At 70.0% G+C, this 10586-nt stretch carries 12 protein-coding genes; 11 read left to right on the forward strand and 1 reads right to left on the reverse strand.

Features of this window, described 5'->3' with window-relative positions:
* From mltG to aroB, 6 genes are all read left to right on the forward strand, one after another.
* On the forward strand, window positions 1-1611 hold a 1611-nt coding region (gene mltG, locus CA982_RS11130; protein WP_425269069.1), incomplete at its 5' end, for an endolytic transglycosylase MltG.
* Entirely contained in the window at window positions 1608-2495 is an 888-nt protein-coding gene (locus CA982_RS11135) for a shikimate dehydrogenase (protein WP_086535408.1), read from the forward strand. The genes mltG and CA982_RS11135, both read left to right, overlap by 4 nt.
* A gap of 88 nt (window positions 2496-2583) precedes the next feature.
* Window positions 2584-2988, forward strand: coding sequence for a prepilin peptidase (locus CA982_RS11140; protein ID WP_086535409.1), 405 nt, complete (start codon window positions 2584-2586; stop codon window positions 2986-2988).
* Between the two features lie 51 nt (window positions 2989-3039).
* The gene (aroC, locus tag CA982_RS11145) at window positions 3040-4248 is read left to right on the forward strand and encodes a chorismate synthase (RefSeq protein ID WP_086535410.1); all 1209 of its coding nucleotides are present in this window, start codon (window positions 3040-3042) and stop codon (window positions 4246-4248) included.
* Window positions 4245-4802, forward strand: coding sequence for a shikimate kinase (locus CA982_RS11150; protein ID WP_086535411.1), 558 nt, complete (start codon window positions 4245-4247; stop codon window positions 4800-4802). Before aroC ends, CA982_RS11150 begins: the two co-directional genes overlap by 4 nt.
* 11 nt (window positions 4803-4813) lie before the next feature.
* Entirely contained in the window at window positions 4814-5929 is a 1116-nt protein-coding gene (gene aroB, locus CA982_RS11155) for a 3-dehydroquinate synthase (RefSeq protein ID WP_086535412.1), read from the forward strand.
* Between the two features lie 197 nt (window positions 5930-6126).
* Here aroB and CA982_RS11160 read toward each other — a convergent pair whose 3' ends face one another.
* Window positions 6127-6654 (reverse strand): B-4DMT family transporter, encoded by a 528-nt coding sequence (locus tag CA982_RS11160; RefSeq protein WP_086535517.1) that lies wholly within the window; start codon window positions 6652-6654, stop codon window positions 6127-6129.
* A gap of 96 nt (window positions 6655-6750) precedes the next feature.
* Between CA982_RS11160 and CA982_RS11165 the strand changes: the two genes are divergently transcribed.
* The 5 genes from CA982_RS11165 (at window position 6751) to CA982_RS11185 (ending at window position 10578) form a co-directional block, all read left to right on the forward strand.
* On the forward strand, window positions 6751-7860 hold the full coding sequence (locus CA982_RS11165) for a M24 family metallopeptidase (protein ID WP_086535413.1): 1110 nt from the start codon (window positions 6751-6753) through the stop codon (window positions 7858-7860).
* Window positions 7861-7881: 21 nt separating this feature from the next.
* Window positions 7882-8445, forward strand: coding sequence for an elongation factor P (gene efp, locus CA982_RS11170; RefSeq protein ID WP_004020880.1), 564 nt, complete (start codon window positions 7882-7884; stop codon window positions 8443-8445).
* Window positions 8446-8448: 3 nt separating this feature from the next.
* Window positions 8449-8925 (forward strand): transcription antitermination factor NusB, encoded by a 477-nt coding sequence (gene nusB / locus CA982_RS11175; RefSeq protein WP_086535414.1) that lies wholly within the window; start codon window positions 8449-8451, stop codon window positions 8923-8925.
* A gap of 118 nt (window positions 8926-9043) precedes the next feature.
* On the forward strand, window positions 9044-9628 hold the full coding sequence (gene pyrR, locus CA982_RS11180; RefSeq protein WP_086535415.1) for a bifunctional pyr operon transcriptional regulator/uracil phosphoribosyltransferase PyrR: 585 nt from the start codon (window positions 9044-9046) through the stop codon (window positions 9626-9628).
* Window positions 9628-10578 (forward strand): aspartate carbamoyltransferase catalytic subunit, encoded by a 951-nt coding sequence (locus CA982_RS11185; protein ID WP_086535416.1) that lies wholly within the window; start codon window positions 9628-9630, stop codon window positions 10576-10578. The genes pyrR and CA982_RS11185 overlap by 1 nt, the downstream gene beginning before the upstream one ends.
* Window positions 10579-10586 lie beyond the last annotated feature (8 nt).

Raw genomic sequence — 10586 nt, forward strand, 5'->3', positions numbered from 1 at the left:
GAGCAGGCACGTCCGGTGCCCGGCACGCCGCGGCCGCGCGCGACGCCGGTCCGCATCCCGCCGGGACAGACGCCGGCCCCGCCGCCGGCCGCACCGCGCCCGGCGCCGCCGGACACCGACGTCACGATGGCTCGTCCGCCCGCCCCGGAGCCGCCGGTCCGCAGGTCCCGGGACGACGGATATCGAGACGACGGATATCGCGCGGCGCCGGTCAGGGACCGAATGCGTTCCACCCCCGCCGGTTACGATCCCGCGGGGTACGAGCGGGAGCACCACTCGGGTGAGTCGTACGACGACGCGCCATACGACCCACCCGCCGACACCGCACGTCCGGTCCGCGACCCCGCTCCGGCCGCCCCGGCACCCGGCCGGGGTGTCGAGGAGGCCGACGACGACTGGTGGGCCGGGGTCGACGACACCGAGTCCGATCAGCACACGCGTCGTGCCCCACGCCGGACGCGCAGCCGCGGCAAACGTCGCGCGGTACTGGCCCTCGCGATCGTCTTCATGCTCGCGCTCATCACCGGTGTCGGCTACTACGGGGTGCGCGCCACCGGCCTGCTCGAGTCGCGCAAGGACTACACCAACGCCGCCGGTGCCGGTGACGTGGTCGTCGACATCCCGGACAACTCCACACTCGCCGATTTCGGCCGCATCCTGGTCGACGCCGACGTGGTCGGCAGCGTGCGCGCCTTCGTCGATGCCGCTGGCGGACAGCCGATGTCGGGCGGACTGTACAAGATGCGCACCCAGATCCCGGCGACCACCGCCGTCGAGATGCTGACCGACGACGGAGCCGAGCACCGGGTCGGGCGGGTGGTCATCCCGCCGGGGCTGCAGCTCGACTCGAAGACCGGTATCGACGGCAAGGTCACCCCGGGCATCTTCCAGCTCATCGAGAACGCGACGTCGGTCTCGATCAACGGGCAGCAGGAGGGGGTGACCGTCGCCGACCTCGAGAAGGCCGCGGCCGACGCCACGCCGGAGGAGCTCGGCGTACCCGAGTGGGCCCGTCAGAACGTCGCCGCGATGACGGGCGACCACCGTCGGATCGAAGGACTGATCGCGCCCACCACCTGGGAGCGCGTGGAACCCGAACACACCGCCACGCAGATCCTGCGGGAGATGATCTCCAAGAGCGGGGCGATGTTCGAGCAGTGGGGACTGCTGGACCGCAACAACTCCGGGCTCCAGCCGTACGAGACCCTGATCGCGGCGTCGATCGTGGAGCGCGAGGTCCGTCACGTCGAGGATGCGCCGAAGGTGGCGCGGGTCATCCGCAACCGCCTCGACCGCGACCAGTTGCTGCAGATGGACTCGACGCAGAACTACACCGCCGACATCACGAACATCGACGTCCACGGCGAGGCCTACAAGAACGACAACGAGTGGAACACCTACCGCTACAAGGGGTTGCCGCCGACGCCGATCGCGGCGGTCGGCGTACCGGCCCTCGAGGCGATGCTCGACCCGGCCCCGGGCGGCTGGCTGTACTTCGTCACGGTCGACACCGCCGGGACGACGCTGTTCGCCAACACCTTCGAAGACCACAAGCGCAATCGCGAGGTCGCCTGCCGTAACAAGCTGGTGGCCACGGGATGTAGTCAGTGACCAGTGGGCCCGCTGTGAACACCGTGCCTGCCGACGTCCGCTCCCCGCACGGCGCTCACCGTCGGGCCGCGGTCCTGGGTTCGCCGATCACGCACTCGCGCTCGCCGCGCGTCCACCTGGCCGCGTACCGGGCGCTGGGCCTCACCGACTGGCGATACGACCGGATCGAGTGCACCGCCGATCGCCTGCCTCGGATCGTGGCCGGCGCCGATGCCGACTTCATCGGCTTCTCGGTCACCATGCCCAACAAGAGGGCGGCCCTCGATTTCGCGACCGAGCGCACCGAGCGCGCCGAGTTGGTCGGGTCGGCCAACACCCTCGTGCGGGTGCCGTCCGGATGGCGCGCCGACTGCACCGACATCGACGGCATGGCGGGTGCGCTCACCGATCTCGCGGTCGGCGCCGACATCGCGTCCGGGGCCACGCCCCTCGCCGTGGTCGTCGGGGCGGGCGGGACGGCGCTACCGACGATCATGGCGCTCGCCGGCGCGGGCGTCACCGACATCGTGGTCGTCGCCCGTGACGCCGGACGCGCCGCGCCCGTCCTCGAGCTCTGCGAACGGCTCGGGCTGAGCGGCGACATCCTGCCCTTCGAATCCGCCGAGGCCCTGGACCGCCGGTGCCGGGACTCCGCCGTGGTCGTGTCGACCGTGCCCGCCGAGGCGGCCGGGGGACTGGCATCGACACTGGCGCGAGCACGCAAGGTCGTGGATGTGATCTACGACCCCTGGCCGACGCCTCTCGCGACGGCGGTCGATGCGGCGGGCGGAACCGTCGTCGGTGGTCTCGTCATGCTGGTCAACCAGGCGTTCCGGCAGGTCGAACTCTTCACCGGGCTCCCCGCACCGCGCGAGGTGATGATCGAGGCCCTCACCGCCGGCTGACGGCCATGGCGTTCGGGGCCCGTCCACAGGACGCCCGTCTTGTGGAGAGCTGTGCGGTGACACGTCGATGCCGCGACATGCTCGGCGGATGGGCGAGTGCGCAATCCTGGTGTGGCTGTCGGTCGTCGCGGTGACCGACGCCGAGACCCGTCGGATCCCGAATGCGCTCGTCTGGCCGGGGGTCTGCGGTGCGATGGGCGCGTGCGTGGTCCACCCGGCGGCGGCGGTGGCCGTGCTGACGGCCGCGATCCCGTATGTGCTGGCGTTCGGGAAGCGGTGGTGCGGCGGCGGGGACGTCAAGCTCGCCGCGGCGTGCGGTGCGCTCGCCCTGCGCTGGGACGCCGCGCTTCTCGTCGTGGCGCTCGCCTCGCTCGTCGCGGTGGGAGTGGTGGTCGCCGACCGCGTGGCTCGCCGGGAGCAGCCCGGCGCCGCCTCGCATCCGCACGGGCCGGCGCTCGTCGGCGCGACGATCGTCGTCGCCGGTCTGCTGTGACGCGTGCTACCCGTGATTCGGCGGCGCCGCCGTCGGCCGGGGCACGGCCGCATGGAACAATCGACCACTGTGTTGCGCTGGATAACTGCCGGAGAATCCCACGGTCCCGCCCTGGTCGCCATCGTCGAGGGCATGGTGGCCGGTGTCGAGGTCACCTCGTCCGACATCGGAGAGCAACTGGCTCGCCGCCGGCTCGGCTACGGCCGCGGAGCGCGGATGAAGTTCGAGGCCGACAAGGTCACCGTGCTCGGCGGGGTCCGCCACGGCCAGACCATGGGCGGTCCGGTCGCCATCGAGATCGGCAACACCGAGTGGCCCAAATGGGAGACGGTGATGGCCGCCGACCCGGTGGACGAGGCCGAGCTCGAGGGCAGCGCCCGCAACGCACCGCTGACCCGTCCCCGGCCCGGCCACGCCGACTACTCCGGCATGCTCAAGTACGGCTTCGACGACGCCCGCCCGGTGCTCGAACGTGCCAGCGCGCGAGAGACCGCGGCCCGCGTCGCGGCGGGCACGGTGGCCCGCAACTTCCTCCGTCAGGTGCTCGGCATCGACGTGGTCTCCCACGTCATCTCGATCGGCGCGAGCGATCCCTATGTGGGCCCGCCGCCGCGCATCTCCGACCTCGAGGCCATCGACGCCAGCCCGGTCCGCGCCTTCGACGCCGACGCCGAGAAGTCGATGATCGCCGAGATCGAGGCGGCGAAGAAGGACGGCGACACCCTCGGCGGTGTCGTCGAGATCGTCGCGACCGGGGTGCCGGTCGGTCTCGGCTCGCACGTGAGCGGTGAGACCCGCCTGGATGCGAAGCTCGCGGCCGCGCTCATGGGCATCCAGGCCATCAAGGGCGTCGAGGTGGGGGACGGCTTCACCACCGCCCGCCGGCGCGGCAGCGAAGCCCACGACGAGATGGTGCCCGGTGCCGACGGCGTCCTGCGCTCGACCAACCGCGCGGGCGGGCTCGAGGGCGGCATGACCAACGGCGAGGACCTGCGCGTGCGCATCGCCATGAAGCCGATCTCGACCGTGCCTCGCGCACTGTCGACGATCGACATGTCGACGGGGGAGACGGCCAGCGCGATCCACCAGCGTTCCGACGTCTGCGCCGTGCCCGCGGCGGGAGTGGTCGCGGAGGCGATGGTCGCACTCGTCGTGGCCCAGGCCGCCCTCGAGAAGTTCGGCGGCGACTCGGTCGGCGAGACCGCCGCGAACCTCGCCGCCTACCAGGCCGCCGTCGACGCGCGTCCGCCTCGGGCATGACCCAGCCCCCGACGCCACCGACCCCGACGCGTGCGACGACGGGGCGGCGTCCGGCGGCCGTGCTGATCGGTTTCATGGGGGCGGGTAAGTCCACGGTCGGTCGCGTGCTCGCCGATCGGCTCGGCGTCGACTTCATCGACACCGATGTCGAGCTCGTCCGCCGCACCGGACGCAGCATCCCGGAGATCTTCGAATCCGATGGTGTCGAGGCGTTCCGGACGATCGAGGAGAACGTCGTCACCGACGTCCTGGACAACCACGGTGGGGTGGTGTCGCTCGGCGGCGGGGCGGTGACGACCCCCGGCGTCCGGGAAGCCCTGGCCGACCAGCGCGTCGTGTACCTCCGGGTCACGCCCGAGCGCGGATACGAGCGGGTGTCCGGAACCGACCGTCCGCTACTGGCGACCGCGGATCCCGCCGCCCGATATGCCGAACTGCTGGCCGGGCGGACGGCCGTCTACGAGGCGGTGTCCACCTTCGACGTCGATGCTGATGCCGATCCCGACACGGTTGCCGACGCCGTCGTCGTCCGACTCGCCCGCGAACTGATGTGAGGAAGCCGAGAATGTCTGAATCCGAACCCATCGCCATCCGGGTCAACGCCGGCGCGCCCTACGACGTGACCATCGGCCGGGGACTCCTCGGCGAGGTGGCCGCCGCGGCCCAGGGCGCCGACCGCATCGCGATCCTGTATCAACCGCCGCTGGCCAAGACTGCCGAGCAGGTGCGAGAGTATCTGGCGGGCAAGGGATTCGACGCCCATCGCGTGGAGATCCCGGACGCGGAGGCCGGTAAGGACCTGTCGGTCGCGTCCTTCTGCTGGGAGGTCTTCGGCCGGATCGGTCTCAAGCGCAACGACAAGGTCATCAGCCTCGGCGGTGGCGCCGCCACCGATCTCGCCGGCTTCGTCGCGGCCACCTGGATGCGCGGGATCGGGGTCATCCACATCCCGACGACGCTGCTGGCGATGGTCGACGCCGCCGTCGGGGGCAAGACCGGCATCAACACCGAGGCGGGGAAGAACCTCGTCGGGTCGTTCCACGAGCCCGACGCCGTGCTCATCGACACCGGCACCTTGGAGACCGTCCCGCGCAACGAGATCGTCGCCGGACTCGCCGAGGTCATCAAGACCGGGTTCATCGCCGATCCCACGATCCTCGACATCATCGAGGCCGATCCCGACGCCGCCCTCGATCCGACGTCGCCGGTGCTTCCCGATCTCATCCGGCGCTCGGTCCAGGTCAAGGCGGATGTGGTGTCGGCCGATCTGAAGGAGTCGTCGCTCCGCGAGATCCTCAACTACGGCCATACCCTGGGACATGCGATCGAGCGTCGGGAGCGCTACCGGTGGCGTCACGGCGCGGCCGTGTCGGTCGGGCTGGTGTTCGCCGCCGAGCTCTCGCGCCTGGCCGGGCGCCTCGACGACGCGACCGCGGATCGGCACAAGTCCATTTTGGATCTCGTGGGGCTCCCGACGACCTACGACCCCGACGCGTTCGCCGATCTCCTACAGGGCATGGCGGGGGACAAGAAGAACCGTTCCGGCGTCCTGCGTTTCGTCGTGCTCGACGGACTCGCCAAGCCCGGACGCCTCGAGGGGCCCGACCCCGGTCTCATCGCGGCGGCCTACTCGGCGGTGGCCGGTGGCCCGGCGGCGAAGAGCACGTCGGTGCTGCTCTGAGGCGAAGGCCTGTACCGAATCACTGCTCCCTGATCCGAAAGAGCCACACATCCATTGGTCCCTCAGGTGTGAGGAGCGATAGCGACGAGCCACGAAGGGCCTGTTGAGGCGCCTTGCGAGCCCCTTCGTGGCTCGCTTCGCTCGCACCTCAGGGAGCACAGATTCGGCCACTCGCACGCGCGGCTCTTTCCTGGGGCTCAGCGAATACGCTGGGTCGGCGCATCCGCGTCGGAGGGGGTGCCGTCCCCGTGGTGCGAACGGTCCTCGTGGACCGACCAGTCGTCGTCGGCAGCACCCTTGTTCTGGTCGCGCCGGACGAGGAAACGGCCGATCGCCGCACCGACGAAGGCCGGGACGAAGACGAGCAGCGCGGTGAACGACGCACCGGCGATGAGTTCGACGAACAGGCTGGCCTGGCCGATCCCGGCGAGGACGACGGTGCCGAGGATCCACGAGATCAGTCCGGCGAGGACACCGGCCAGGACGCCGGCCTGCAGCCAGCGCACGGTGAGGTCCTCGTAGTCGTCCGGGTCCGGGTTCGCGCGGGCGTCGCGGATACCGTCGTAGCCGCCCCACACCAGGGCGATGAGGACGACGACCGCGATCGCGATGGTGCGCCAGACGGTGGAGTTCAGCGGCGCCTGGACCACTGCGAATCCGAGCAGCACCCGGGCGAGGACGTGAACGGCGGTCATCGTCAGACCGCGCACCAACCACGAAGACATGCGCGTCATCTTACGCACGGCGGTGGTGACAGCGGACACACCTGGTCGAAGTGGTCGGGTTCGCACGGTTCGGGCGCCCGCCGTAGCGTGGCGGGGGTGCCGATCAACCACGACACGGCCGGCCGTCGCGCCCGGCTGCGTACCGAACTGCGAACCGCGGACGACCCGGTCTCGTTCCTCGTCGTCTCCGATCTCGTCAACGTCCGCTATCTGACCGGTTTCACCGGTTCCAACGCCGCGGTGCTGATCGATGTGGACGACCCGGCGGGTGACCGGATCGCCACCGACGGCCGGTATCTCACCCAGGTCGCCGAGCAGGTGCCCGACGTCGAGCCGATCATCGAACGCGCGGCGGCACGTGCCCTCGTCGACCACGCCCGGGCCACCGGGGCCGGTCGCGTCGGCTTCGAAGCCGACACCGAGACCGTGGCCGGACACCGAGCGCTGTCCGCTGCCCTGGGGGACTCCGGGATCGAACTCGTCAGCACGACCGGTCTCGTGCAGAACCTGCGCGCGGTCAAGGAACCGGGGGAGATCGAGCTGCTCCGGGCGGCGTGCGCGATCGGGGATGCGGCCCTGGCGCAGATCATCGCCGGCGGCGTCCTGCGGGCCGGGACGACCGAACGCGAGGTCGCGCGTGCCCTCGAGTGGGAGATGTATCGCCTCGGCGCCGACGGGATCGCGTTCGAGACCATCGTGGCGGCCGGCGCCCACTCGGCGATTCCTCATCACCGGCCGACGCACACCGCACTGGCCGACGGCGACCTCGTCAAGATCGACTTCGGCTCGGTCGTCGGCGGGTACCACTCGGACATGACGAGGACCTTCGTCCTGCGGCGTGCCGCGTCGTGGCAGCGTGACCTCTACGAGCTCGTCGCGACCGCGCAGGCCGCGGGCCGGGCGGCGCTGACACCCGGCGCCGACCTCCGGGCGGTCGACGCGGCGGCGCGGGACGTCATCGACCACGCCGGTCACGGGGAGCACTACGTGCACGGTCTCGGCCACGGGGTGGGGTTGCAGATCCACGAAGCGCCGGGAATCGGCAAACTGGCGGCGGGTACACTGCCATGCGGTGCTGCGGTCACCGTGGAGCCCGGTGTCTACCTGCCCGGATGGGGCGGGGTCCGGATCGAGGACACCCTGGTGGTCACCGACGGCGACCCCGACCTGCTGACCGCCACCGACAAGACATTCACCGTCATCTGACTGCAAGGGAACGAATACCACATGGCATCCACCGCCGATTTCAAGAACGGCCTCGTGCTGCGCATGGACGACCAGCTCTGGCAGATCCAGGAGTTCCAGCACGTCAAGCCGGGCAAGGGGCCCGCGTTCGTGCGCACCAAGATCAAGAACGTGCTGAGCGGCAAGACCGTCGACAAGACCTTCAACGCCGGTGTCAAGGTCGAGACCGCCACCGTCGACCGTCGCGACATGACCTTCCTCTACAACGACGGCACCGACTACGTGTTCATGGACGCGCAGGACTACGAGCAGTTCTCCCTGCCGCCGGCCACCGTCGGCGACGGCGCGCGTTTCCTGCTCGAGAACATGACCGTGCAGGTGTCGCTGAACGAGGGCAACCCGCTGTTCGTCGAGCTGCCGGTCACCGTCGAGCTGATCGTGGCCCAGACCGATCCCGGACTCCAGGGCGATCGTTCCACCGGCGGCACCAAGCCGGCCACGCTGGAGACCGGAGCCGAGATCCAGGTGCCGCTGTTCATCAACACCGGCGACAAGCTCAAGGTCGACTCGCGTGACGGCAGCTATCTCGGCCGCGTCAACTCCTGACCTGTGAAGCAACCCGGAACCCGACACAAGGCGCGGCGCCGCGCGGTGGACCTGCTCTTCGAGGCCGAGGCCAAGGGAGTGAGTCCCGCGCAGCTCGTCACCGAACGTCGTGAGTACGTCCGTTCGGACGAGAGCGTCGGCTCGATCCACGACTACACCGCGACCGTGATCCAGGGACTCGCCGAGGACCAGTCTCAGGTCGACGCGGTCATCTCGTCCTACCTGCGGGACTGGACCCTGGAACGACTCCCGGCGGTCGACCGCGCGATCATGCGGCTGGCGACCTGGGAGCTGTTCAACTCGCTCGACGTCGACACGATCGTGGTCGTCGACGAAGCGGTCGAACTCGCCAAGGAACTCTCCACCGACGACTCGCCGGCCTTCGTCAACGGGGTGCTGGCCAAGATCGCCGAACTCGCTCCGCAGGTGAGAGCGGCCGCGGCCACCGAGCCCGCACCGGGACGGCCGGAGCAGAACTGATCCGCACCGGGTGTGGCGTACGTCGCGGGAATTCGTCCGCGTCGCCGCCCGGTGTAGAGTGTCGCGAGACAGACATCCTTTAACGATCCGTCCTGCGAGGCGGAGAAGGAGGTCGGCCTTGGCCAGCCCCGCTCCCAGGGTGCTGCTCGATGCCGCTGACGTGTCGCGCACGATTGCTCGTGTCGCACACCAGGTGATCGAGAAGACTGCTCTGGACTCGCCCGACGCACCCCGCGTCGTTCTTATCGGAATTCCCACTCGCGGAACATCTCTCGCCACCCGGCTGGGTGGCAAGATCGGTGAGTTCGCGGGCGTCGACGTACCGGTGGGTTACCTCGACATCACGCTGTACCGCGACGATCTGCGCGGTAAGCCGCATCGTCCGCTGGAGCGGACGATGGTCCCGGCCGGCGGCGTCGACAACGCCATCGTGATCCTCGTCGACGATGTCCTCTACTCCGGGCGGACGGTCCGCGCCGCGCTCGACGCCCTGCGTGATCTCGGCCGTCCCGCGGCCGTGCAGCTCGCGGTCCTCGTCGACCGCGGCCACCGCGAACTCCCGTTGCGCGCAGACTATGTCGGCAAGAACATCCCCACGGCCCGCGACGAGCAGGTCTCGGTTCATCTCGTCGAGCATGACGGCATCGACGAGGTCGTCCTCGCGTCGGCGTCGAGTTCGGCTGCGGCGGAGAGTGATTCGTGATGCGGCATCTGCTGTCGACGCAAGGCCTCAGCCGCGACGATGCCACCGCCCTCCTCGACGACGCCGAGCGTTTCGAACAGGCCCTCACCGGACGCGAGGTGCGCAAGCTGCCGACACTGCGCGGGCGCACGGTGATGACCGTGTTCTACGAGAACTCGACCCGCACCCGGGTCTCCTTCGAGGTCGCGGGGAAGTGGATGAGCGCCGACGTCATCAACGTCAGCGCCTCGAGTTCCTCTGCGGGCAAAGGGGAGTCGCTGCGCGACACCGCCAAGACCCTGCACGCGGCGGGCGCCGACGCGCTGATCGTCCGGCACCCTGCCTCGGGTGCGCCGGCCCAGATCGCCGACTGGACGACGACGCCCGACGGCGACGGCCCCGCGGTGATCAACGCCGGTGACGGGACCCACGAGCATCCCACGCAGGCACTCCTCGATGCGCTCACGCTGCGTCAGCGGCTCGGGTCGCTCGAGGGCAGGCGCATCGCGATCGTCGGCGACATCATCCATTCCCGCGTCGCGCGGTCGAACGCACATCTGTTGTCGACACTCGGTGCCGAGGTCGTGCTCGTCGCGCCCCCGACCCTGCTGCCGGTGGGCGTCGACCAGTGGCCGGTCAGCGTGTCCGGCAGTCTCGACGCCGAACTCCCCGCGGTCGACGCCGTGATGATGCTCCGCGTCCAGGCCGAGCGAATGAACGGTGGGTTCTTCCCGAGCGCCCGGGAATACTCGGTCCGGTTCGGGCTCAACGACCGGCGTCTGGGGTTGCTGCACGACGACGCGGTGGTCCTGCATCCCGGACCGATGCTGCGCGGCATGGAGATCGGCTACTCGGTGGCCGATTCGCCGAAGGCGACCGTGCTCGAACAGGTCCGCAACGGCGTGCACGTGCGGATGGCGGTCCTGTTCCGGCTGCTCGTCGGTTCCGATTCCGCGGGAGCCCACCTATGACCCACCAC

The organism is Gordonia lacunae, from assembly GCF_002149015.1.
Taxonomy (GTDB): Bacteria; Actinomycetota; Actinomycetes; order Mycobacteriales; family Mycobacteriaceae; genus Gordonia; species Gordonia lacunae.

Bases quoted from the DNA above. Each gene is read 5' to 3' on its own strand.
- aroC (WP_086535410.1), top strand. From the start codon at position 3,040: ATGGAACAATCGACCACTGTGTTGCGCTGGATAACTGCCGGAGAATCC.
- CA982_RS11160 (WP_086535517.1), bottom strand. From the start codon at position 6,654: ATGTCTTCGTGGTTGGTGCGCGGTCTGACGATGACCGCCGTTCACGTC.
- CA982_RS11150 (WP_086535411.1), top strand. From the start codon at position 4,245: ATGACCCAGCCCCCGACGCCACCGACCCCGACGCGTGCGACGACGGGG.
- aroB (WP_086535412.1), top strand. From the start codon at position 4,814: ATGTCTGAATCCGAACCCATCGCCATCCGGGTCAACGCCGGCGCGCCC.
- efp (WP_004020880.1), top strand. From the start codon at position 7,882: ATGGCATCCACCGCCGATTTCAAGAACGGCCTCGTGCTGCGCATGGAC.
- CA982_RS11140 (WP_086535409.1), top strand. From the start codon at position 2,584: ATGGGCGAGTGCGCAATCCTGGTGTGGCTGTCGGTCGTCGCGGTGACC.
- CA982_RS11185 (WP_086535416.1), top strand. From the start codon at position 9,628: ATGCGGCATCTGCTGTCGACGCAAGGCCTCAGCCGCGACGATGCCACC.